Origin of the sequence: Pseudomonas sp. BSw22131, assembly GCF_026810445.1 — a bacterium.
GTDB classification, from domain to species: Bacteria; Pseudomonadota; Gammaproteobacteria; order Pseudomonadales; family Pseudomonadaceae; genus Aquipseudomonas; species Aquipseudomonas huanghezhanensis.
In genome coordinates this window covers 877,219-898,607 of sequence record NZ_CP113949.1, presented here as the reverse complement: position 1 = coordinate 898,607, position 21,389 = coordinate 877,219, and the positions used below count along the sequence as shown (strand labels likewise).

Below are 21,389 nucleotides of genomic sequence, written 5' to 3'. Positions count from 1 at the left end.
GGCAGTAACGGCCTCGTAAGCCGAGAAAACGGACAGCTCCCCGCCGCGCAACGCGGCAGGGGCACAGGGAACGGTGGATCAGTTGAACAAGCCGTAGAAGAACAGGCGGATGCTATCCCACACGCGGCGAAAGATACCACCTTCGTCGACTGCATCCAGCGCAATCAGATTAGCAGTGTGAACCACCTTGTCGTCCAGCTTCACTTCGATCTTGCCGATAACGTCGCCTTTGGCGATTGGCGCGACGAGCTGCGGGTTCATGGACATGCTGGCGGCCAGCTTTTTCATCTCGCCTTTAGGCATGGTCATGGTCAGGTCTTCAGCCAGACCGGCTTTGACCAGACGCTCGGTGCCTTTCCAGACTGGCGCCTGAGCCAGTTCGGTGCCCTTCTGATAGAAGCTCTGGGTTTCGAAGAAACGGAAACCGTAGGTCAGCAGCTTCTGGGTCTCGGCAGCACGCGCTTGCTCGCTGTTGGTGCCGAACACGACGGCGATCAGGCGCATGCCGTCACGGACAGCCGAAGACACCATGCAGTAGCCGGCTTCTTCGGTATGACCGGTTTTCAGGCCATCGACGGTCTTGTCGCGCCAAAGCAGCAGGTTACGGTTTGGCTGTTTGATGCCGTTCCAGAAAAACTCTTTCTGCGAGTAGATCGCATAGTGAGCCGGGTCTTCGTGAATGATCGCGCGGGCCAGGGTCGCCATGTCGTGAGCGGTGGAGTAATGCTCAGGGTTTGGCAGACCGGTCGGGTTCATGAAGTGGCTGTTGGACATGCCCAGGTCGCCGGCGGTCTTGTTCATCATGTCGGCGAACGCATCTTCGCTGCCGGCAATGTGTTCGGAGACTGCAACGCTTGCGTCGTTGCCGGACTGGATGATGATGCCGTGCAGCAGGTCGCTGACCGTCACCTGGCTACCGACCTTGATGAACATGCGCGAACCGCCGGTACGCCAGGCGTTCTCGCTGATGGTCACAGGATCGTTTTCGCCGATCTGGCCACGACGGATTTCCAGGGTCGCGATGTAGGCAGTCATCAGTTTGGTCAGGCTGGCTGGCGGCAGACGCTGGTCGCCGTTGTTTTCAACCAGAACATTCCCGCTGTTGGCGTCCATCAGCACGTAAGCCTTGGCAGCCAATTGCGGTGGAGAGGGTGTCATCTGTTCTGCCGCGAATACAGCAGGCGCAGTGAATAGAGGAATAAGCAGGCAAAGGCGTTTTGCAAAGGTGGTGATGTTCATCCGTCTCTCGAAATTGCTAATGGGCAAACATGCCCTCGCGGGCAAAGCTGTGGCGCCAGGCGACCCTGGCAGACGCATAAGACCCTAGTGGTCGAACGCGTGAAATTGCTGGTAGCGCCTGCCCTGTGGCAAGTCGCCATCTGTCAGGCCACAATCAATCGGCCCCCGTTGCCGGGGCTCGATCACTGATCCGACGTGACAACGCTAGGGGAGCCAAGATTGGCCGACCTTACGCTGTTTTGCAGTTGTTGGGCTTCACCCGGCGTGTCGACCGGCCCCATCCGCACGCGATAGAGCGTCTGTTGATTGCGTGCTATCGAACTCACGAACACCGGCGCTCTCACCATCCCGCTCAGTTTGGATCTCAGGAGTTCCGCAGCGTCCGGGTTGGCGAAGGCTCCCACCTGGAGAAACAGCCCAGACGCTTGTCCTGAAGCGTTTTTTTTTGCGTCGATCTGCACCGGAACAGGTGCGACCGGCGCGGCATGCTGCTGCGGTGGCGGCGTCCACTGTTCAATCGTGCCAGCGGACGCTGTGATCACCGGCGCCGCCTGCGCACGCACTGGCGCGCTGCTGGCGACTTGTGGCTGATCGAGCATCAGCGGCGCAGGCTTGCCGCGCTGCGCCCAGTATTGCGCCGGATCGATACCTTCGACCCTGACCCGCGCCGTACCGCTTTCGGCATAGCCCAGCTTTTTGGCGGCGGCATAAGACAGGTCGATGATGCGGTCAGAATAGAACGGGCCGCGGTCGTTGACGCGCAGGATCACCGTGCGATTGTTGTCCAGATTGGTGACGCGTACATAGCTTGGCAGCGGCAGCGTCTTGTGCGCCGCGCTCATGCCGTACAGGTCATACACTTCACCATTGGCGGTGTTCTGGCCGTGAAATTTGGTGCCATACCAGGACGCTGTGCCGGTCTGGGCATAGCTCGCCGACTCATTCAGCGGAAAATAGGTTTTGCCCAGCACGGTGTAAGGGTTGGCTTTGTAAGGGCCGGTGTGCAGGGTTGGAACGGCGTCCGGGATGCGCGACACATCGACGTCCCACCAGGGCGCGCCATCTTTGTGCGCCCGATTGATGTCCAGGCCAGGTTGAGCCCGGACGATATTGCCCTGCTTCGTCGAGCGAGTCGGGGTGTTTGACGAGCAACTGACGAGCAGCAGCGTTAGCCCTGCGAAGGCCATCAGTTTCAATGGTTGTTTAATCGGTAAAAACCGCATTACTTGACGCCCCGAGCTTGAACCAGTCGTTCAGACAGCTGATGCACGGCCATGGCGTACATCACACTGCGGTTGTAACGCGTGATTGCATAAAAATTCTTTAAACCCAGCCAATATTCCGGGCCGTTCTCGCCTTCAAGGCGGAACGCCGTGACCGGCATGTCATCGCGCAGCGCATCATGACTCGCCCAACCCAAGGCTCGCAACTCCCCGACGGTCTTTACTGGCTCGATGCCCGGACTCAATCCCTGATCGACGCGCTCGCCCTGAACGCTGGCACGGCTGACTACGCCCTCGCCCGCCACCCAGCCATGGCGTTTGAAATAGCTGGCAACGCTGCCTATCGCATCGTCCGGATCGTTCCAGATATTAATGTGACCATCACCGTCGAAATCCACCGCATACGCGCGAAAGCTGCTTGGCATGAACTGCGGCAAACCCATCGCGCCGGCGTAGGAGCCCTTGAGCGTCAACGGATCGACCTGCTCTTCGCGGGCCAACAACAGGAACTCGCGAAGCTCCTTGCGAAAGAATTCGGCACGCGGCGGATAGTCGAAGCCCAAGGTCGACAATGCGTCGATCACCCGGTAATTGCCGGTATTACGCCCGAAAAACGTCTCAACACCAATGATCGCGACAATCACTTGCGCGGGCACGCCGTACTCTTGCTCGGCGCGAGCGAGCGTCGCTTCGTGCTGACGCCAGAAATCCACACCGCGTGCGATGCGGGCATCGGTGAGGAACATCGGGCCGTAATCTTTCCAGGGTTTTACGCGCTCGGCTGGCCTGGAAATAGCGTCGAGGATGGACTGCTTGCGCTCGACATCGCGAAACACCTCAATCAGTTGTTCGCCTGCAAAACCGTAGTCGCGGGTCATCTCGGCGACGAACCCGGCAACTTGAGGCGAGCCTTCATAACTGCCGGCAAGCGAGTCCTGCACCGTGCCGAGCATGCCCACCAGTCCGACCAGCGGCGCATATCGAGCAGCCCATCCACAAACAACTTGCATTGAGTTCTTCACCTTAATCAAACCTGAGCGATCCATTTGCGATGGGTATGGATCGACATCAAAACACCAAACGCTGACAGCAGCGTCACCAGCGAAGTTCCGCCGTAGCTAATGAAGGGCAATGGCACCCCCACCACCGGCAACAAGCCGCTGACCATACCGATATTGACGAACACGTAAACAAAAAATGTCATGGTCAGACTGCCGGCGAGCAACTTGCCGTAAAGCGTCTGGGCCTGTGCGGTGATCACCAGACCGCGACCAATCAGCAGCAGATAGATAAGCAGAAGCGCGCAAATACCGACCAGCCCGAACTCTTCGCCCAATACCGCGATGATGAAGTCGGTGTGACTTTCAGGCAAAAAGTCCAGGTGCGACTGGGTACCCAGCAACCAGCCTTTACCGAATACACCGCCCGAGCCAATCGCGGCCTTGGACTGGATGATGTTCCAGCCAGTGCCCAGCGGATCGCTTTCAGGGTCGAGGAAGGTGAGGATTCGCTGTTTCTGGTAGTCGTGCATGAAGAAGAACCACATGGCCACTGCCACCGGCACCGCCGCCGCAATCACACTGATGATCCAGCGCCAGCGCAAACCGGCCATGAACAATACGAAGGTGCCAGACGCGAGGATCAGCAGCGAGGTGCCGAGGTCTGGCTGACGCACGATCAGAATGAACGGGATGCCGATCAACGCCAGACTCAGCGCCACATGTTTGAGGTGCGGCGGCAGCGTGCGCTTGGACAGGTACCAGGCGATCGTCGCCGGCATGATGATTTTCATGAATTCGGAGGGCTGAAACCGGATGACGCCGGGGATGTTGATCCAGCGGGTGGCGCCCATGGCGTTGTGGCCCATGACGTCCACCACCACCAGCAACAGCACGCCGAAGACATAGGCTACCGGCACCCATCTCGCCATGAAACGCGGCTCCAGCTGGGCGATGACGAACATCGAAACCAGACCGATACCGAACGATGTGGCTTGCTTGATCAGTAAATCCCAGCTTTTGCCGCTCGCCGAATACAGAACGAACAAGCTGCCCGCAGCCAGCGTCAGCAACAGAATCAACAGCGGGCCGTCCACATGGATTTTCTGCAGGAACGTGGCGCGGCGGCGCATCACGTCCTCACTGGACAGGATGCGGTCGAAATTACTCTTCACGGGCCGCGGTCTCCGGAGGCTGGGTGCTACTTGCGTATTCAGTTTTCAGACGCCCTTGCGGGTCCAGCAACCAGGCGTCCATCACCTGGCGAACAACGGGCGCTGCCACACCGGAGCCGGACTCACCGTTCTCGACCATCACCGCCACGACAATCTTGGGATTGTCCGCGGGGGCGAAGCCGACGAACAAGGCGTGGTCACGGTGGCGCTCCTGAATCTTGGTGCGGTCGTACTTCTCACCCTGGCGAATTGCAACCACCTGCGCGGTGCCGCTTTTGCCGGCGATCCGGTACTGGGCGCCAATCGCCGCTTTGCGCGCAGTACCCCGCGCGCCGTGCATCACTTGCTGCATACCGTGATTGACCTTGTTCCAGTCCGACGGATCGCGCAGCACGATATCAGGCATCGGGTTGTCGTCGACCGGTTTCTGCCCTTCGATGGTCTTCGCCAGATGCGGTCTGTTCCATTTGCCCTTGTTCGCGACCAAGGCTGTGGCCTGCGCCAATTGCAGCGGAGTGGCCTGCATGTAGCCTTGGCCAATCCCCAGAATCAGCGTCTCTCCAGGGAACCACGCCTGACGACGGGTGATGCGCTTCCAGTCCCGTGAAGGCATGAGACCGGGCGATTCTTCAAACATATCCAGTGACACTTTCTGTCCGATACCGAACTTGTTCAGGTAAGTAGAGAGTCGATCGATGCCGACCTTGTGCGCCAGATCATAAAAGTAGGTGTCGTTGGAACGCATGATCGCAGTGTCGAGGTCTACCCAGCCATCGCCCGTGCGGTTCCAGTTCCGGTACTTGTGGTCGTAGTTGGGCAACTGGTAATAACCGGGGTCGAACACCCGTGTGCCCGCTGTCACCACACCCGTGTCCAGTCCGGCAATCGCGACGGCGGGCTTGATGGTCGAGCCAGGCGGGTAAAGGCCGCGAAGAATCCGGTTGAACAACGGGCGATCCACCGAATCACGCAACTCGGCGTACGCCTTGAAGCTGATACCGGTAACAAACAGGTTGGGGTCGAAACTTGGCTGACTGACCATCGCCAGCACTTCACCCGTGTTCGGATCAAGCGCGACCACCGCACCACGCCGCCCGCCCAGCGCCGCTTCGGCAGCTTCCTGCAGCTTGATGTCGAGGCTCAGGACGATGTCCTTGCCCGGCACTGGATCGGTACGCTTGAGCACGCGCAGTACTCGACCACGCGCATTGGTCTCGACCTCTTCGTAACCCACCTGACCGTGCAACTCCGGCTCGTAGAAACGCTCGATGCCGGTCTTGCCGATGTGGTGGGTACCGCTGTAGTTGACCGGATCGAGGGTTTTCAGCTCTTTCTCGTTGATGCGGCCCATGTACCCGACCGAGTGCGCAAAGTGCGCGCCCTGCGGATAGTGACGCACCAGCTGCGCGACCACTTCAACGCCCGGCAAACGGAACTGGTTAACGGCAACGCGGGCGATTTGCTCTTCAGTCAGCTCAAATAGAATCGGCACCGGCTCAAACGGGCGACGCCCTTGCTTCATGCGCTTTTCAAAGATGACCCGGTCGTCCGGCGTCAGCTCCAGCACTTCAACGATGGTGTCGAGAATCTGCGCCCAGTCCCCGGATCGCTCGCGGGTCATGCTCAGGCTGAAGCTGGGCCGGTTATCCGCGACCACCAGACCATTACGGTCGTAGATCAGGCCTCGGCTCGGCGGGATCGGCTGCACGTGAACGCGGTTGTTCTCCGACAGCGTCGAGTGGTAGTCGTATTGAATGACTTGGAGGAAATACAGCCGTGCGACCAACACGCAGATCAGAACGATCACCGCCACTGCGCCGACCACGACTCGGCTGCGCACTAAACGTGCGTCCTTCTCGTGGTCTTTCAGGCGAATCGGCTGAGACATTTAGGGCGTGTTCACAGTAAAGGGCAGCAACGCTATTTGTGATAAGGGTGCCCGGACAGCACAGTCCAGGCGCGGTAGATCTGCTCACCGATGAGGATGCGCACCAACGGATGCGGCAGCGTCAAAGGCGACAACGACCAGCGCTGCTCTGCGCGCGCGCACACCTCCGGCGCCAGTCCTTCAGGGCCACCGACCATCAGGTTGACGGTGCGCGAATCCAGGCGCCAGTGATCGAGTTCGACAGCCAGCTGCTCGGTGCTCCAAGGTTTGCCGTGAACCTCAAGGGTGACAATCCGCTCGCCCGGCTGCACTTTTGCCAGCATCGCATCGCCTTCCTGACGGATCAGGCGCGCAACGTCGGCATTCTTGCCTCGGGTGTTGAGCGGAATTTCAACCAGGTCGAGCGCAAGCTCCGAAGGCAGACGCTTGGCATATTCATGCCAGCCTTCTTCCACCCACTTGGGCATGCGCGAACCAACGGCGATCAAACGCAGACGCACGACGAACCCTTAGTTCTGGTCTTTGTTGAGCTTGTCAAAGTGCTCATGAGGTGTTTCCGGGCTGTGGTGTGCAGCGCTGGCGGCACGGCTCTGCTCGACACCCAGCCACAAGCGCTCCAGGTCATAGAACTGGCGTGCTGCGGCGGTCATCATGTGGACGATCACATCGCCCAGGTCCAGCAGAACCCAGTCACTTTCGCCTTTGCCTTCTTCACCCAAAGGCTGTGCGCCCTTGGCTTTGACGCTTTCACGTACTTTGTCGAGCATGGCGTTGATCTGACGGTTCGACGTACCGGTGGCGATCACCATGTAGTCGGTCAGGCTGTGCTTGTCTTTTACGTCGATGACCAGAATGTCCTGGGCTTTAACGTCTTCCAGGGCGGCCTTGGTCAGTTCAACCAGCTCTTCGCCGGTGATGTTGTGTTTTTGCTTTGTCATAAAAAACTCATTCAGTTCAATTGGGCGCACGGTAAAGTCCGTGCGCCTCGATGTAGGCCAGTACGGCGTCTGGCACCAGAAAACGTACCGACTTCCCGCTGGCCAGCAGTTGGCGGATCTGGGTGGCAGACACCGAAAGCGGCGTCTGCCAGACGAATGTAATGTTTCCGCCGGACCCCTTCAGGGCCTTTGGATCGCTGACCGCGCGTGCCGCCAGCAAATTGCGCATGGCATCGGGCGACTCGCTGTCGGCGTCCGGGCGTTGCAGCACCACGATATGGCAGTGCTCCAGCAACTCTTCCCAACGATGCCAGGTTGGGAGCCCACAAAAGGCATCCCACCCCAGCAACAGGAACAACTGATCATCGACGGCCAGTTCGGCGCGCATCGATTCCAGCGTGTCTATCGTGTAAGACGGCTTTTCCCGCTTCAGTTCGCGGTCGTCCACCGTCAGTGGCAATACGCCCGCGACGGCGCACTCAACCATCGCCAGACGGTCTTGCGCGGACACTTGCGGCGTATCGCGGTGAGGCGGCCTGGCGCTGGGCGTCAGGCGCAACTCATCAAGTTCAAGCAACGCAGCCACTTCCAGCGCGCCACGCAGATGGCCAATATGCACTGGGTCGAAGGTGCCGCCGAGCATGCCGATGCGTAGGGGCTTTCTGACCACAGCGTCCGCACCGTCGGTAGCGGGCTGCCGGTTTTGGGCCAAGTCAGGCAGGCTCCTGGCCGCGTAGCTGATGACCGTCGCCGATCACGATGTACTTCTCGCAGGTCAGGCCTTCGAGGCCGACCGGACCGCGGGCGTGGATCTTATCAGTAGAAATCCCGATCTCGGCACCCAATCCGTACTCAAAGCCGTCGGCGAAGCTGGTCGGGGCGTTGACCATCACAGAGCTTGAATCGACTTCAGCCATGAAGCGCCGTGTCTGGCCCTGATGATCGGAAACGATAGCGTCGCTGTGATGGGAGCCGTAATGGTTGATGTGTTCGATGGCCTGATCAAGGCCGTCAACGATACGAATCGACAGAATCGGCGCCAGATACTCGGTGTGCCAGTCTTCTTCAGTCGCAGGATTGGCCTCGACCAGGTCGCGAGTAAGCTCGCAGCCGCGCAACTCGACGCCCTTCTCACGCAATTGCGCGGCCATCGCTGGCAGAAACTGCGCTGCAACGGTCTGATCGACCAGCAGCGTTTCCATCGCGCCGCAGATGCCGTAGCGATAGGTCTTGGCGTTGAAGCAGATACGCTGGGCGGACGCGAGATCCGCATCTGCACTGACGTAGACGTGGCAGATGCCGTCGAGGTGCTTGATGACCGGCACCTTGGCGTCGCGACTGATGCGCTCGATCAACCCTTTGCCACCACGCGGGACGATGACGTCCACGTACTCAGGCATGGTGATCAATGCGCCGACAGCTGCACGGTCAGTGGTTTCGACCACTTGCACAACGGCAGCGGGCAGACCGGCCTCGGCCAGACCGCGCTGAATGCAGGCTGCAATAGCACGATTGGAGTGAATGGCTTCGGAGCCACCACGCAGAATGGTGGCGTTGCCCGACTTGAGGCACAGGCTGGCGGCGTCGATGGTCACGTTCGGACGCGACTCATAGATGATGCCGACAACGCCCAGCGGCACGCGCATTTTGCCGACCTGAATACCCGAAGGCTGGAAGTTCATGTCGCGAAGGGAGCCGATGGGGTCAGGCAGACTCGCCACCTGACGCAACCCGACGATCATGCTGTCGATGCGTGCGGGGGTCAGGGCGAGGCGTTCGATAAGTGCAGGTTCCAGGCCATTGGCGCGGCCAGCCGACAGGTCGATTTCGTTGGCGGCGGTCAATTCGTCGCGTGCAGCGTCAAGCGCAGCGGCGGTCGCCAGCAGGGCACGGTTTTTCTGCACGGTGCTGGCACGACCGATCACGCGGGAAGCCTCGCGAGCGGCTCGACCCAGACGGGTCATGTAGTCAAGAACGGACTCGGTCATGGTCTCAGAGGTCTTGGCAAATAGGAAAGCGGCGGATTATAGCCGTCGGGCGGGCCGAACGACAGCGGCGCGGGGCGGATGGTCAATATAAGCCGCAAACGCAGGGTGAAAAAGGCTAACTGTTGGAGCGAGTGGGCAAGTCGGAATCCCGCCCACTCGCGCCAGCAAGAGCTGCTTTAGCTGTTCAGCTTCAATTAAGACTGATGTTGCTATCATCACGCCTCCATCCCGCCGCCAGCCTGTACTTAATGTCCAACGAATCGCCCAACGCCCTCCCCGACAGTTTTTTCCACCGCGATGCGCAAACCCTCGCCCGCGACTTGCTGGGCAAGGTCATCCGGCACAAGGTGGGGGATCTGTGGTTGTCGGCACGGATCATTGAAACGGAAGCGTATTACTGCGCCGAAAAAGGCAGTCATGCCTCCCTCGGTTACACAGAAAAGCGTAAGGCTTTGTTTCTGGATGGCGGCCATATCTACATGTATTACGCCCGCGGTGGGGACTCCCTCAACTTCAGTGCCGAAGGTCCGGGCAACGCCGTTTTGATCAAGTCGGCCTATCCATGGGTGGATGCGCTTTCCAATGAAAACAGCCTGGCGCAAATGCTCCTCAACAACCCCAACGCCAGTGGCGAAGTCCGCACGCCAGAGCGGTTGTGCGCCGGTCAGACCCTGCTGTGCAAGGCACTCGGCCTGAAGGTGCCGATGTGGGACGCGCAGCGATTCGATCAGGAGCGTTTGTTCGTCGACGACGTAGGGCAAACCCCGCAACGTGTCATCCAGACCACCCGGTTAGGCATCCCGAGCGGGCGTGACGAACACCTGATGTACCGCTTCGTGGACGCCATTTATGCGCGCTTTTGTACACGGAACCCCCTGAGACGCGGGCAAGTCGAAGGCCGGGACTACCTTTTCATCGATCAAGGAAACTGACCCATGGGCGCATGGCTCGACAGCATCACTGCGTGGCTGACCGCGAATCCTTCGTGGCTCAGCGTGGCGATTTTTCTGGTGGCGTTCATCGAATGTCTGGCCATTGCCGGCATCATCGTTCCCGGCACAGTGGTGCTGTTTGCCATCGCTGCGTTGGCGGGCAGCGGGATTCTGCCGCTGAGCGAGGCGCTGCTGCTGGGGTTCCTGGGCGGATTGCTGGGCGATGCAGTGTCGTATTTTCTCGGTCGAAAGTTTCATCAGAACATTCGGCAGTTGCCCTTCCTGCGCACTCATCCGGAATGGATTGGCAGTGCGGAAACCTACTTTCAGCGCTACGGCATCGCCAGTCTTCTGGTAGGACGCTTCATCGGCCCACTTCGGCCGATGCTGCCGATGGTGGCTGGCATGTTCGACATGCCAGTGGTGCGTTTCGCCGGGGTGAGCATTGTCGCGGCGGCGGGCTGGTCCATTGCCTACATTCTGCCCGGCTGGGCGGCGGGCGCAGCCATTCGTCTGCCACTGCCCGAAGGCTTCTGGCCACAGGCAGCGGTCGTGGGCGCAGGGCTCGCGGTGCTACTGGGGATTGCCATTCAGAGCAGCATCAGGGGCAAGCGCTACGCCACCAAACTGATAGCGCTGGCCAGCTTCATCCTGTTGTTTGCAGTGTTTCTGGGCTGGCCGTACCTTGCGCAACTGGACCAGGGCGTCATGGCGCTGGTGCAAGAGCATCGCAGCGAGGTCGCGCAAAACTTCGTCATTCTGGTCACGGGCCTGGGGGATTTCAGGACCCAGTTCTGCGCCGCTGCGTTGCTGTTGATTGTGCTGGTCGTCACCCGGCAATGGCGCCACGCGATCTTCGCGGGTGCAACCACGCTGGGTGCCGCGCTCATCAACCAGAGTATGAAGCACACCTTTGCCCGCGCCCGTCCTGAGGTGCTGACCGAGCCATTGACCACATTCAGCATGCCAAGCGGACATGCCTCGGCGTCATTTGCGTTGTTTATGGCACTCGCCGTGTTGGCAGGTCGCGGGCAACCGGCTCGATTGCGGCTGACGTGGATATTGCTGGGTACGATCCCGGCGGCGTCGATTGCAATGTCGCGGGTCTATTTAGGCGTGCATTGGCCGACTGATGTGCTGGCAGGCATGCTGCTGGCGTTTTTCGCCTGTTCGACCAGCCTGGCCTTCGTGCAGAACAAAATGTCGCTGCCCGCGTTGCCGATCAAAGTGTGGTGGCTGTTATTGCCGCTGATGGTGGCGCTGTTTGGCGGGTTCGCGGTTCATACCTTCGCCCATGGCGTGATTCGCTATCAGTACGGATAGCCTCACGCCAACTTGTCGATTATCCACGGGGCTGCTGCGCAGCCCCTCATCTGGGCCTCAAATCTGTATATCGCCCTGCATCTGATCGAGCAGCTCCTGAATCGCATCCAGCCGCTCTTCGGCGTCGTCGATTTCCAGCAACTCGATCTTGGCCTCCTCCGTGAACGGCAGCAGGTAGGCCAACTGGTTGGACAGTGACTGTTGTCCGCTGGCGGTTAACCCCATGTTCAACGCAGCGACCATCGGGTGCTCAGCCAGTGCGGCAAGCAGCGCGACCAGATCATCATCTTCTTCCTGCAATGGATTGTCGGCCGGCTCTTCAAGCCATTGCACCTGGCCAATCAATAGCTGGTCTTTCTGGGTGTCAGCGCTGATGACCCGAAACCGACGGCCGCCAATGACACGGATGCCCAGCAGACCGTTGTCCTGCTGTTGAAAGTCGGTCACCAGGGCCTCGCAGCCGATTAGCGAAATCCCGTCAGGCACATCACCGACCTCACTGCCCTCGGTGATACACACAACGCCAAAGCCTTCGCCCTGTTTCATGCAGCGTCCAATCATGTCCAGATAGCGCGCCTCGAATAACTGCAAATCGAGAACACACCCTGGAAAAAGCACAGCGTTCAGCGGGAACAACGGCAGCGACATAGAACCTTCCTCAAGCGACCAGAGACACCGCCAACGGCAAAAACAGCGCCGTGGCAACACCCATCAAACTCATTCCCAGTGCCGCAAACGCGCCGCACTCCTCACCTTCCTGCAACGCCGCCGAAGTGCCAACCGCGTGCGCCGTTAGCCCCAGCGCCATGCCGCGCGCTGCAGGGCTTTGCACACCTGCAAGCGTCAGCAGGCCGGGCCCGAAAATACCTCCAATCACGCCAGTAATCAAAACGAAAACCGCTGCCAGCGCCGCCACGCCGCCGATCTGCTCGGCCACCAGCATGGCGATCGGCGAGGTGACTGACTTGGGCGCCATGGTCATCAGGATCATGTGATTAGCCCCCATCATCCAGCCCAGCGCGACACAAAGGCCGGTCGCCATCACTCCGCCAATCACCAGCGTAGTCAAGACCGGCCAAAACAACTGCCGAATCCGCCGCAAATTCAGATAAAGCGGAACCGCCAGCGCCACCGTAGCCGGACCGAGCAGGATGCTGAGGATTTCTGTGCTTTTGCGGTACTCGGCGTAGTTCAGGCCACAGAACACCAGCACACAGATCACGACCAGCATCGAGATCAGTACCGGCTGCAGAAACACCCAACGCGTCTTTTCATAGCCTGCGAGCACCAACTGATAGGCGCCCAGCGTGATCGCAATGCCGAACAGCGGGTGATGAATCACCGACAGCCATGCTCCCTGCCAATCGAGACTCATGATGGCTCCCGGCGACGCGCCTGACGGTGGATGAGTTTCTGCATCAGCCAGCCGGCGAAGGTCAGTGAGATCATCAGCGACAGCACCAGCGAGCCAACAATCGCCCAGAAATCCTCGGCGATCTGGTTGGCGTAGACCATGACGCCCACCGCCGGCGGCACCAGTAACAGCGGCAGATAGCGCAGCAAACTGCTCGCGGCCAGGCTGATCGGCTCGCTGACTTCGCCACGGGTCATGAGGTAAATCATCAACAGCACCAGGCCAATGATTGGCCCAGGCAACATCGAAAGGAACAAATGATTGAGCGCGGTTCCGAGCAATTGGAACAGCACCAGCCAGGTCAGGCCTCTGAGCAACATAAAAAACTCCTGCTATTTCGCGCCGCCATTATAAGCATGCTGCCTTGGTGGCTATGGAGCGGTATTCGCCAGCGAGGGGATTGTTGACCGACGTCAGATGCCATGCTGATCTTCATTTAGAACGCAGATCTATTGAGCGAGGCTTTGGCCGTAGAGCAACCGAAAAACAAAAAAACATGACAGAGCCGATTCGCAAGGAGAGTACCGATGCCGTATGTACCTGTTGCAGCACTCAAGAGTTATGAAGGCAAAGAGCTGGGATATTCCGAATGGCTGACCATCGATCAGGCGCGTATCAATCTGTTCGCTGAAGCCACAGGCGACTATCAGTTCATTCACGTCGATCCGGTCCAGGCAGCCCAGACGCCTTTTGGCTCGACCATCGCTCACGGATTTCTGTCGTTGTCACTGATGCCAAAACTGATGGAGTCGCTGCTGGTGCTGCCAGAAGGCTTGAAGATGGTCCTCAATTATGGCCTCGACAGCGTGCGCTTCATCCAGCCGGTCAAGGTCGACTCGCGCGTTCGTCTAAAAGTCGCGCTGACGCAAGTGATCGAGAAGAAACCCGGTCAATGGCTGCTCAAAGCCACGGCCACGCTGGAAATAGAGGGCCAGGAAAAACCCGCATTTATTGCCGAGCCTCTGTCGCTCTGCTTCGTGTAACCCGTCTGAATCATGAAACAGTCGTTACAGACTGTTTCATGAGGCTTCCCCGCTGCGGCATACTCGCTGCGGCTGCGGGACCTGGAGTCTGTCCAAGTGCGCCCGATCACGCCGAAACATCCAATTCTCGGGATTTACCATGCGCGCGCTTGCTCCACTCGCCCTGATTTTATTGCTGACCGCCTGCGGTGACGGTGAATCCCTGTCGCCACCGGACGCTCGCCTGCCCGATGGCGGGCGTTATCGCGGCAACGTGGTCAACGGCTTCCTCGAAGGACAAGGCCGGATCGACTACCCCAACGGCAGTTGGTATGCCGGGGAGTTCAGGAACGGCCGGTGGAGCGGTCAGGGTGAATGGCACGCCAGCAACGGCGACATCTACAAGGGCGGATTCGAGAATGGCCTGTTTGACGGCCAGGGCTCCTTGACCACCACCAGCGGCACCAGCTTTGTCGGCGGCTACAAATTGGGCCGGCGTGAGGGCGAAGGCACGCTCAAAGAACGCGGCATGACGTACCGCGGCGCTTTCAAAGCCGATATGTATGACGGCTTGGGCCGCCTTGAATTAAGCGACGGCAGTGAGTACCAAGGCCAGTTCTCCAAGGGTAAACCCCACGGCGAAGGCCAGCGCAGCGACGCCGCCGGGAACCAGTTCAGCGGTAAGTTCGTCAACGGCCAGCTCGAAGGCAACGGCAATTTCACCAGTGCCGACGGAGATCAGTACATCGGTGGGTTTCGCAACAACCAGCTCGATGGCCGCGGTCGGTATGAAAACAGTGACGGTGACGTGTGGGTCGGGCAATTCAAGGACGGTGCGTTTACCGGCAAAGGCGAGTTGGTTGGCTCCGATGGCAGCCACTATCAGGGCCAGTTCCGGAATTGGCGCTACGCCGGTGAAGGCCGTCTGACCATGGGCGACGGCAGCATCTTTGTCGGCCATTTCACCAATGACAATTACGAAGGCCAAGGCGTTCTGATTTCGGCCGACGGCAGCGTGCAGAGCGGAACCTGGGCCAACGGCCAGCGTGTACGCGACGCCAAAGGCAAGCTGCTGCCCGATCCCCTTGAAATCGGCCTGCTTGCCCAAGGTGCCCTGCTCGACAAGGCATTGGCGGCGGTGCCGGTATCGACGCCGTCCATTGAGCTTTACAGCCTGGTGGTCGGAGGCGACGGCAAGCAAAGCGTATTCATGCGTGAGGCCGATTACGTCAGCAACCTGCTCAGCACCCGCTTTGGCGCCTTTGGGCAGATCAGCCTGGTCAACCACCGCGATCACATGAGCGATCGGCCGCTGGCAACCCGGGAAACCATCAGCCGCGCGATTCAGACGCTTGCGCTGCGTAGCGGTCCGGAGGATTTGATTTTCATCTACCTGACCAGCCACGGCACTCACGAGCACGAACTGGTGCTGGACCAGCCGCGTCTGGAGCTGGCAGACCTGCCGGCCGATGAACTGGCCGCCGCGCTGCAGCCGCTGAGGAATCGCGACAAGGTGGTCGTGATTTCTGCCTGCTACTCAGGCGGTTTCATTCCGGCCATCAAAGATGAAAAAACCATGGTCATCACGGCGTCCAGAGAAGACCGTGTCTCGTTTGGCTGTTCGGAAGAAGCCGACTTTACCTACTTCGGCGAGGCACTATTCGGCAAGGCATTAGTCGAAACCGATGACTTGCAGCAGGCTTTCAACGAGGCCCGCCAGCTGGTTGCCCAGCGAGAAATCGCTGAAAACTTCGAAGCCTCCGAGCCGCAGATCTGGGCACCCAAGGGCGTCGTCGCGCACTGGACGCAATTTCGCAAAAGCCAGGCAGAGCGCGCGCTCAATACGGTGTCAGTGCGCAAGGACGTGAAAGCAGCCAGCACTCACTAAGCGCCGGCTGAAAAACGCAGCGCAGGAGAAGGACTGGCGACCGGGTAAATCATATTTCATGGTTGTGCCTGCGAGCAGTGTGTCCAGATCGCCTAAGCTGAGCCGTATCAAGGGAGAATGACCATGTACTTGACGCCGCAACACATCTTGCTTGCCGGAGCCACCGGACTGACGGGCGAACACTTGCTCGATCGCCTGCTTAATGAGCCCACCGTCAGCCGCGTACTGGCGCCCAGCCGCCGCCCCTTGGCTGAGCACCCTCACCTTGAAAATCCCGTCGGCGAATTTACTTCGCTGCTCCCCGCGCTAGGGGGTCAGGTCGATATCGCTTATTGCTGCCTGGGCACGACGATCAAACAGGCAGGCTCGCAGGAAGCTTTCAACGCGGTCGATAAAGACATGGTCATCGCGTTCGGGGCACGCGCTCGCGAACTAGGCGCACGCCATCTGCTGGTCATCAGCGCGGTGAACGCCGACCCTGAATCGAGTATTTTCTACAGCCGCGTGAAAGGCGAGATGGAAGAAGGCCTCAAAGCGCAGAAGTGGCCACAACTGACCATCGCCCGCCCTTCACTGTTGATTGGCGAGCGCCAGGATCAGCGTCTGGTCGAGCAACTGGCGGCGCCACTGTCAAAGTTGATCCCGGGCAAATACGGCGGCATCGAAGCCCTGACCCTGGCCCGAGCGTTATGGCGCCTGGCGCTGGAAGAGCAAGACGGCGTCAGAATCGTCGAGTCCGATGAGTTGCGCCGATTGGGCAAGTAACGAGGTTGGGGCAGGGAGAATGTGTAGGCTCGAATTGATTCGCGAGGCTACAAACCGCCTGTCGCTTGAAACCCGACGCCCAGCGCAGTCAGCAGCGACAACGGCAGGAGCAGGGTATCCAGCAGCGCGCTGCCCGGCAGGTCCAGCGCGGGGTATTTCGGGGCTTCGGTGCCGAACCGGTCCTTCGCGCAGCAACCGCCCTCCATGGCATACAAATCCAGCCGCGTGCCCGAGTAAACGACGGGCGCACCTGGCTGATTCGCATCAAGGGTGCTTACGGTGGCGCATCCAGTGGTGAGCAAGAAGCCGAGGGCGACGGCCACCAGCTTCTTATTCATCCGCGCCAAAGTGATGCTCCCCCCAACGCGGCAGCATGTCCTGCGGAACATTCAACAGATTGAGAATCCGGGCGACGACAAAGTCGATCAGGTCGTCAATCGTCTGCGGCTGGTGATAGAACCCAGGCGAAGCCGGCAGAATCACCGCGCCCATGTTCGACAGCTTGAGCATGTTCTCCAGGTGAATGCTGGAAAACGGCGCTTCGCGGGGCACCAGAATCAACTGCCGACGCTCTTTAAGCGTGACGTCCGCCGCGCGTTCGATGAGGTTGTTACAGGCACCGCTGGCAATCGCGGACAGCGAGCCCGTGGAGCACGGCACCACCACCATCGCACTCGGGGCACCGGAACCAGACGCCACCGGCGACATCCAGTCTTCCTTGCCGTACACCCGAATCTGGCCAGCAGCAGCGCCAGTGTATTCAGTCAGAAATGCCTGCATCATCTGCGGCTTGGGCGGCAGCGAAACGTCGGTTTCGGTCGCCAGCACCAACTGCGCAGCCTTGGAAATCAAAAAATGCACTTCGCGGTCTTCGCGCACCAGGCAGTCGAGCAGACGAAGTCCATATTGCGCGCCGGACGCTCCGGTCATTGCGAGGGTGATGCGTTCCGGGCCGCTCATTGCAGTGCCTCTGCCAACTTGCCATGCAGGCCGCCGAAGCCGCCGTTGCTCATGATGACCACATGGGTACCGGGCTGGGCCTGGGACTTGACCCGCTCGATGATGCCCTCCAGCGAATCAAAAACCTGCGACGGCACCGAGCATTGCGCGGCGGTACCCGCCAGATCCCAGCCCAGATTGGCAGGCGCGTACCAAATCACTTGGTCAGCCTGAACAACGCTTTCCGGCAATCCCTCGCGGTGAGCGCCGAGCTTCATGGAGTTGGAGCGCGGCTCGATGATGGCGATGATCGGCGAATCACCGACCTTCTTGCGCAAGCCATCGAGCGTGGTCGCGATGGCGGTCGGATGATGAGCAAAATCGTCATAAATAGTAATGCCGTGCACTTCAGCCACCTTTTCCATACGCCGCTTCACGCTCTTGAAGGCGCTCAGCGCGGCAACGCCTTGCTGCGGCACTACGCCGACATGGCGCGCCGCTGCCAAGGTAGCCAGCGCGTTGGCGACGTTGTGCTGACCGGTCATGTCCCAGTCGACAGTGCCTTGGGCCACACCTTCAAAGATCACCTCGAACCGCGAGCCGTCTTCGCTGAGCAACTTCGCCTGCCACTGCCCGTCGTGACCGGTGGTTTGCACCGGCGTCCAACAGCCCATCTCGATAACGCGTTGCAGCGCAGGCTCTGTGGTCGGATGAATGACCAGGCCTTCGCTCGGGATGGTGCGCACCAGATGATGAAATTGACGCTCGATGGATGGGAGATCCGGGAAGATGTCGGCGTGATCGAACTCAAGGTTATTGAGAATCGCGGTGCGCGGTCGGTAATGCACGAACTTCGAGCGCTTGTCGAAAAACGCGCTGTCGTATTCGTCGGCCTCGACCACGAAGAACGGCGTATCCCCAAGCCTGGCCGAGACCGCGAAGTTCTGCGGCACACCGCCAATCAGGAAACCGGGCGCCATGCCTGCGTGCTCCAGCACCCAGGCCAACATGCTGCTGGTGGTGGTCTTGCCGTGCGTCCCGGCAACGGCCAGCACCCAGCGACCTTGCAAGACGTGATCGGCCAACCACTGCGGGCCCGACACATAAGGCAGGCCCTTGTTGAGGAGGTATTCGACGGCAGGGTTGCCGCGAGACAGAGCGTTGCCGATGACGACCACATCAGGCGCAGGATCAAGTTGCGCGGGATCGTAGCCTTGTGTCAGCTCGATACCTTGAGCCTGCAATTGTGTGCTCATGGGCGGATAGACGTTGGCGTCGGAGCCCGTGACTTTATGACCCAGTTCCTTGGCGAGTACCGCCAGTGAGCCCATGAACGTGCCACAAATACCAAGAATATGAATGTGCATGACCACCTCTTAAAACATGGACGCAGGTTAGCGTAGAGGCGGTAAATGCGCACGGGGCAATTGCTTTTCGCTTTTGCTTTTTGGCCGCAGGCCAGAGGAGTCAGGCTTGCCGACGATCTGCCGGGCAGAATCAAAAACCGGCAGTCGACTCATCATCTGCTGATCCCGTGTTTGCGCAGCTTTCTATAGAGCGTATTGCGGCTGACACCCAGTTCCCGGGCGGCGTGGGTCATGTGCCACTTCTGGGATTGCAGCGTGGTGATCAGTGCCGTGCGTTCGGCATCATCCAGCGGTGACTCACTGACCGCAGCAACCGGCGGGCCCTTGCCCGCACGAATCACTGTCGGCAGGTCGCTCACCGTGATCTGATCCCCTTCACACAGCGCGGCCAGTGTCCGCAACACGGTGCGCATCTGCCTCACGTTGCCCGGCCAGCTGAAATCCAGCAGCAATTGACGCGCCTCACCTTCAAGCTCAATCGCCTGCCCCGCCGACTCCTGAGCCAGCAGAAAATCCAGTAACTGCGATTTGTCGCTTCGGTCGCGCAACGCGGGCAAGCCGATTTCCAGCCCGTTGAGGCGGTAATAAAGGTCTTCTCGAAAGCTGCCGTCTTCCACGCGCAACTGAAGATTTCTGTGAGTCGCGCTGATGATTCTTACGTCCACCGCCTGGGGCTCGCCACCAATGGGCACCACCAGACGATCCTCCAGCACGCGCAGCAAACGGGTTTGAAGGGCCACCGGCATGTCGCCGATTTCATCGAGAAACAGCGTGCCGCCATCCGCCTGCTGCAACTTGCCGCGCATGCCTTCCTTGCGCCCGCCGGTAAAGCTGCCACCGCGATAACCAAACAACTCACTCTCGATGAGGCTTTCAGGGATCGCTGCACAGTTGAGTGCCACGAAAGGCTTGGTTGCGCGCTGGCTGGCCTGATGCACGGCCTTGGCGAAGGCTTCCTTGCCGCAGCCGGTTTCGCCGTTGATCAGCAGCGGTACATCGCGCTCGAATACCCGCAGCGCTCGTCGAAAATCGGTTTGCAGCGCGGGGTCAATCAGACAGATGCCCGTCAGGCCCTTTACAACGGGGGGCTTGTGGATCGGAGGCGGCGTTGCTGTGCGCGGAGACGGCGACCGCCCGCGCAGCAGGGCAAAGAATCCGCGCCCGTCTCGCGTGCGCAATGGCCAGCTTGCGACAGCCTCGACACTGGCGCGGCTCATCAGCGTGTCCAGCGAGCAATCGAACAACGTCTCGACCGGTTTGCCGATCACATCGCCGCGTCCAGGACCGAGCAGATTCAAAGCGCTCTGGTTCAATGCGCTGACTCGGCCCTCACCGTCGAATGCCAGCAACCCTTCGCTGAACAACCCCACTGAGCCCGCCTGCAAATGAAAACGCAGCAGCCACTGATCATCGAAATGGCGCAGAAAGTAACCGCTCTCGATCATCTTGGCCGACAGACTGACCAGCGCCATGGTGTGGAACTGGCTCTGGCGCGAGACATCGTGTCGCGCCGACGACACATCGAGCACAGCCAGCAATTCACCATGGGGATCGAACACCGGGCTGGCAGAACAGGTCAGCCCGGTGTGACGTCCTCGGAAATGTTCGTCGCGATGAATGGTCAGCGACTGACGCTCCACCAAGCAGGTTCCGATGCCATTGGTGCCCTCGCGGGCTTCACTCCAGTCGGCACCGAGCCACAGCCCGGCGCGCTCGAAAACCTTGCGTTCGCCCGCCTCTGTCACGCAATTGAGGATCACGCCACGGGCGTCGGTAAGCAGCACGGCGTTACCGCCTGATAGCTGCTGATGAAGACTGTTCATTTCTGCCCCGGCGATCTTCAACACCTGCTGCAGCCGCTCACGGCTTTCGAGCACGCGCGCATGCTCAAGCACGGTCGGCGCCATCGGTTGGGCGGGGTCAAGATGATGTTCCTGCAGGCAGCGCAGCCAGGAGCGCGCAATGGAGGGGTCACTGCCCGGGCCATCTTGGTGGCCCTTGCCTTGTGCAAAGGTCAAGACTTGCCGGGCATGTTGCGTCAGGTGACTGCTGAGCATTTTTATTGTTCTCCGGGTTTACTGTTCGCCGGGGGAGTCGCCGACCAGCATCCTCCTCGCTCCCGCTCAATGCAATGCCACCAAAGCCTGAATCGGGCGAGCTGTGCCGGATTCGGTACAAAGTGTCACCCACCCTGTACCGACCTTGATGCAGCGCGCCGCGATTAGACGAGGCAATGCCGCTCAAACCGCCGAATTCATGGGTCGACAAGGCAGTGGCCCGCGCCTTGCTCTACGCTTTTGCACAAGCGCAGCAGCGCGTTATCCCCGACAATCACAAGAGCCAGGAGATA

The 21,389-nt window shown here is 59.9% G+C and carries 21 protein-coding genes; 5 read left to right on the top strand and 16 right to left on the bottom strand.

Features of this window, described 5'->3' with window-relative positions; all coding sequences use genetic code 11:
* Positions 1 to 78 precede the first annotated feature (78 nt).
* The 9 genes from OYW20_RS03940 to OYW20_RS03900 all read right to left on the bottom strand — a co-directional run bounded on the left by OYW20_RS03940 (position 79) and on the right by OYW20_RS03900 (position 9,449).
* A complete protein-coding gene (locus OYW20_RS03940; protein ID WP_268799431.1) occupies positions 79 to 1,239 on the bottom strand; it encodes a D-alanyl-D-alanine carboxypeptidase family protein in 1,161 nt (386 codons plus the stop codon).
* A gap of 182 nt (positions 1,240 to 1,421) precedes the next feature.
* Complete coding sequence (locus tag OYW20_RS03935) at positions 1,422 to 2,462, bottom strand: septal ring lytic transglycosylase RlpA family protein (protein ID WP_268799430.1); 1,041 nt, start codon at positions 2,460 to 2,462, stop codon at positions 1,422 to 1,424.
* Entirely contained in the window at positions 2,462 to 3,472 is a 1,011-nt protein-coding gene (gene mltB, locus OYW20_RS03930) for a lytic murein transglycosylase B (protein WP_268799428.1), read from the bottom strand. The genes OYW20_RS03935 and mltB overlap by 1 nt, the downstream gene beginning before the upstream one ends.
* 17 nt (positions 3,473 to 3,489) lie before the next feature.
* Positions 3,490 to 4,593 (bottom strand): rod shape-determining protein RodA, encoded by a 1,104-nt coding sequence (gene rodA / locus OYW20_RS03925; protein ID WP_268801038.1) that lies wholly within the window; start codon positions 4,591 to 4,593, stop codon positions 3,490 to 3,492.
* A gap of 31 nt (positions 4,594 to 4,624) precedes the next feature.
* On the bottom strand, positions 4,625 to 6,523 hold the full coding sequence (mrdA, locus tag OYW20_RS03920; protein WP_268799427.1) for a penicillin-binding protein 2: 1,899 nt from the start codon (positions 6,521 to 6,523) through the stop codon (positions 4,625 to 4,627).
* 32 nt (positions 6,524 to 6,555) lie between these two features.
* The gene (gene rlmH, locus OYW20_RS03915) at positions 6,556 to 7,023 is read right to left on the bottom strand and encodes a 23S rRNA (pseudouridine(1915)-N(3))-methyltransferase RlmH (protein WP_268799426.1); all 468 of its coding nucleotides are present in this window, start codon (positions 7,021 to 7,023) and stop codon (positions 6,556 to 6,558) included.
* 9 nt (positions 7,024 to 7,032) lie between these two features.
* A complete protein-coding gene (gene rsfS, locus OYW20_RS03910; protein WP_268799425.1) occupies positions 7,033 to 7,461 on the bottom strand; it encodes a ribosome silencing factor in 429 nt (142 codons plus the stop codon).
* A 16-nt stretch (positions 7,462 to 7,477) separates the two neighbouring features.
* Complete coding sequence (nadD, locus tag OYW20_RS03905) at positions 7,478 to 8,104, bottom strand: nicotinate-nucleotide adenylyltransferase (protein WP_268801037.1); 627 nt, start codon at positions 8,102 to 8,104, stop codon at positions 7,478 to 7,480.
* Between the two features lie 70 nt (positions 8,105 to 8,174).
* Positions 8,175 to 9,449, bottom strand: a complete 1,275-nt coding sequence (locus OYW20_RS03900) for a glutamate-5-semialdehyde dehydrogenase (RefSeq protein ID WP_268799424.1) — start codon at positions 9,447 to 9,449, stop codon at positions 8,175 to 8,177.
* A 248-nt stretch (positions 9,450 to 9,697) separates the two neighbouring features.
* Here OYW20_RS03900 and OYW20_RS03895 point away from each other — a divergent pair, with 248 nt between their 5' ends.
* Together OYW20_RS03895 and OYW20_RS03890 are read left to right on the top strand one after the other, a co-directional pair.
* Positions 9,698 to 10,381, top strand: a complete 684-nt coding sequence (locus OYW20_RS03895; RefSeq protein WP_268799423.1) for a DNA-3-methyladenine glycosylase — start codon at positions 9,698 to 9,700, stop codon at positions 10,379 to 10,381.
* A 3-nt stretch (positions 10,382 to 10,384) separates the two neighbouring features.
* The gene (locus OYW20_RS03890; protein ID WP_268799422.1) at positions 10,385 to 11,704 is read left to right on the top strand and encodes a bifunctional DedA family/phosphatase PAP2 family protein; all 1,320 of its coding nucleotides are present in this window, start codon (positions 10,385 to 10,387) and stop codon (positions 11,702 to 11,704) included.
* Positions 11,705 to 11,761: 57 nt separating this feature from the next.
* On the opposite strand, the gene OYW20_RS03885 is transcribed toward OYW20_RS03890, so the two are convergent.
* Genes OYW20_RS03885 through OYW20_RS03875 form a run of 3 tightly spaced genes read right to left on the bottom strand, consistent with a single transcriptional unit; the run spans position 11,762 to position 13,438 of the window.
* Positions 11,762 to 12,352: an LON peptidase substrate-binding domain-containing protein gene (locus OYW20_RS03885; protein WP_268799421.1), complete on the bottom strand. Its 591-nt coding sequence runs from the start codon at positions 12,350 to 12,352 to the stop codon at positions 11,762 to 11,764.
* A 10-nt stretch (positions 12,353 to 12,362) separates the two neighbouring features.
* Entirely contained in the window at positions 12,363 to 13,079 is a 717-nt protein-coding gene (locus OYW20_RS03880; RefSeq protein WP_268799420.1) for an LrgB family protein, read from the bottom strand.
* Positions 13,076 to 13,438 carry a CidA/LrgA family protein gene (locus OYW20_RS03875; protein ID WP_268799419.1) on the bottom strand — a complete coding sequence of 121 codons (363 nt, stop codon included), beginning with the start codon at positions 13,436 to 13,438 and terminating at the stop codon, positions 13,076 to 13,078. The genes OYW20_RS03880 and OYW20_RS03875 overlap by 4 nt, the downstream gene beginning before the upstream one ends.
* Positions 13,439 to 13,645: 207 nt before the next feature.
* On the opposite strand from OYW20_RS03875, the gene OYW20_RS03870 reads away from it, so the two are divergent.
* The 3 genes from OYW20_RS03870 (at position 13,646) to OYW20_RS03860 (ending at position 16,733) form a co-directional block, all read left to right on the top strand.
* Entirely contained in the window at positions 13,646 to 14,101 is a 456-nt protein-coding gene (locus OYW20_RS03870; RefSeq protein WP_268799418.1) for a MaoC family dehydratase, read from the top strand.
* A 139-nt stretch (positions 14,102 to 14,240) separates the two neighbouring features.
* On the top strand, positions 14,241 to 15,968 hold the full coding sequence (locus OYW20_RS03865) for a C13 family peptidase (RefSeq protein WP_268799417.1): 1,728 nt from the start codon (positions 14,241 to 14,243) through the stop codon (positions 15,966 to 15,968).
* 123 nt (positions 15,969 to 16,091) lie between these two features.
* Positions 16,092 to 16,733, top strand: a complete 642-nt coding sequence (locus OYW20_RS03860) for an NAD(P)H-binding protein (RefSeq protein WP_268799416.1) — start codon at positions 16,092 to 16,094, stop codon at positions 16,731 to 16,733.
* 47 nt (positions 16,734 to 16,780) lie between these two features.
* Here OYW20_RS03860 and OYW20_RS03855 read toward each other — a convergent pair whose 3' ends face one another.
* The 4 genes from OYW20_RS03855 to OYW20_RS03840 form a co-directional block, all read right to left on the bottom strand.
* Complete coding sequence (locus OYW20_RS03855) at positions 16,781 to 17,071, bottom strand: YceK/YidQ family lipoprotein (RefSeq protein ID WP_268799415.1); 291 nt, start codon at positions 17,069 to 17,071, stop codon at positions 16,781 to 16,783.
* Positions 17,064 to 17,693 carry a flavin prenyltransferase UbiX gene (gene ubiX / locus OYW20_RS03850; RefSeq protein ID WP_268799414.1) on the bottom strand — a complete coding sequence of 210 codons (630 nt, stop codon included), beginning with the start codon at positions 17,691 to 17,693 and terminating at the stop codon, positions 17,064 to 17,066. Before ubiX ends, OYW20_RS03855 begins: the two co-directional genes overlap by 8 nt.
* The gene (gene mpl, locus OYW20_RS03845) at positions 17,690 to 19,039 is read right to left on the bottom strand and encodes a UDP-N-acetylmuramate:L-alanyl-gamma-D-glutamyl-meso-diaminopimelate ligase (protein WP_268799413.1); all 1,350 of its coding nucleotides are present in this window, start codon (positions 19,037 to 19,039) and stop codon (positions 17,690 to 17,692) included. Before mpl ends, ubiX begins: the two co-directional genes overlap by 4 nt.
* Before the next feature lie 152 nt (positions 19,040 to 19,191).
* Complete coding sequence (locus tag OYW20_RS03840) at positions 19,192 to 21,096, bottom strand: sigma-54-dependent Fis family transcriptional regulator (protein ID WP_268799412.1); 1,905 nt, start codon at positions 21,094 to 21,096, stop codon at positions 19,192 to 19,194.
* Between the last annotated feature and the right edge of the window lie 293 nt (positions 21,097 to 21,389).

What these genes read in the sequence shown, in the direction of transcription:
- ubiX (WP_268799414.1), bottom strand. Translation starts at nt 17,693, where the DNA reads ATGAGCGGCCCGGAACGCATCACCCTCGCAATGACCGGAGCGTCCGGC.
- mpl (WP_268799413.1), bottom strand. Translation starts at nt 19,039, where the DNA reads ATGCACATTCATATTCTTGGTATTTGTGGCACGTTCATGGGCTCACTG.
- OYW20_RS03900 (WP_268799424.1), bottom strand. Translation starts at nt 9,449, where the DNA reads ATGACCGAGTCCGTTCTTGACTACATGACCCGTCTGGGTCGAGCCGCT.
- OYW20_RS03875 (WP_268799419.1), bottom strand. Translation starts at nt 13,438, where the DNA reads ATGTTGCTCAGAGGCCTGACCTGGCTGGTGCTGTTCCAATTGCTCGGA.
- OYW20_RS03935 (WP_268799430.1), bottom strand. Translation starts at nt 2,462, where the DNA reads ATGCGGTTTTTACCGATTAAACAACCATTGAAACTGATGGCCTTCGCA.
- OYW20_RS03880 (WP_268799420.1), bottom strand. Translation starts at nt 13,079, where the DNA reads ATGAGTCTCGATTGGCAGGGAGCATGGCTGTCGGTGATTCATCACCCG.
- rodA (WP_268801038.1), bottom strand. Translation starts at nt 4,593, where the DNA reads ATGCGCCGCCGCGCCACGTTCCTGCAGAAAATCCATGTGGACGGCCCG.
- OYW20_RS03840 (WP_268799412.1), bottom strand. Translation starts at nt 21,096, where the DNA reads ATGCTCAGCAGTCACCTGACGCAACATGCCCGGCAAGTCTTGACCTTT.
- OYW20_RS03890 (WP_268799422.1), top strand. Translation starts at nt 10,385, where the DNA reads ATGGGCGCATGGCTCGACAGCATCACTGCGTGGCTGACCGCGAATCCT.
- nadD (WP_268801037.1), bottom strand. Translation starts at nt 8,104, where the DNA reads ATGCTCGGCGGCACCTTCGACCCAGTGCATATTGGCCATCTGCGTGGC.
- mrdA (WP_268799427.1), bottom strand. Translation starts at nt 6,523, where the DNA reads ATGTCTCAGCCGATTCGCCTGAAAGACCACGAGAAGGACGCACGTTTA.
- mltB (WP_268799428.1), bottom strand. Translation starts at nt 3,472, where the DNA reads ATGCAAGTTGTTTGTGGATGGGCTGCTCGATATGCGCCGCTGGTCGGA.
- OYW20_RS03940 (WP_268799431.1), bottom strand. Translation starts at nt 1,239, where the DNA reads ATGAACATCACCACCTTTGCAAAACGCCTTTGCCTGCTTATTCCTCTA.
- OYW20_RS03870 (WP_268799418.1), top strand. Translation starts at nt 13,646, where the DNA reads ATGCCGTATGTACCTGTTGCAGCACTCAAGAGTTATGAAGGCAAAGAG.
- OYW20_RS03860 (WP_268799416.1), top strand. Translation starts at nt 16,092, where the DNA reads ATGTACTTGACGCCGCAACACATCTTGCTTGCCGGAGCCACCGGACTG.
- rsfS (WP_268799425.1), bottom strand. Translation starts at nt 7,461, where the DNA reads ATGACAAAGCAAAAACACAACATCACCGGCGAAGAGCTGGTTGAACTG.
- OYW20_RS03865 (WP_268799417.1), top strand. Translation starts at nt 14,241, where the DNA reads ATGCGCGCGCTTGCTCCACTCGCCCTGATTTTATTGCTGACCGCCTGC.
- OYW20_RS03885 (WP_268799421.1), bottom strand. Translation starts at nt 12,352, where the DNA reads ATGTCGCTGCCGTTGTTCCCGCTGAACGCTGTGCTTTTTCCAGGGTGT.
- OYW20_RS03855 (WP_268799415.1), bottom strand. Translation starts at nt 17,071, where the DNA reads ATGAATAAGAAGCTGGTGGCCGTCGCCCTCGGCTTCTTGCTCACCACT.
- OYW20_RS03895 (WP_268799423.1), top strand. Translation starts at nt 9,698, where the DNA reads ATGTCCAACGAATCGCCCAACGCCCTCCCCGACAGTTTTTTCCACCGC.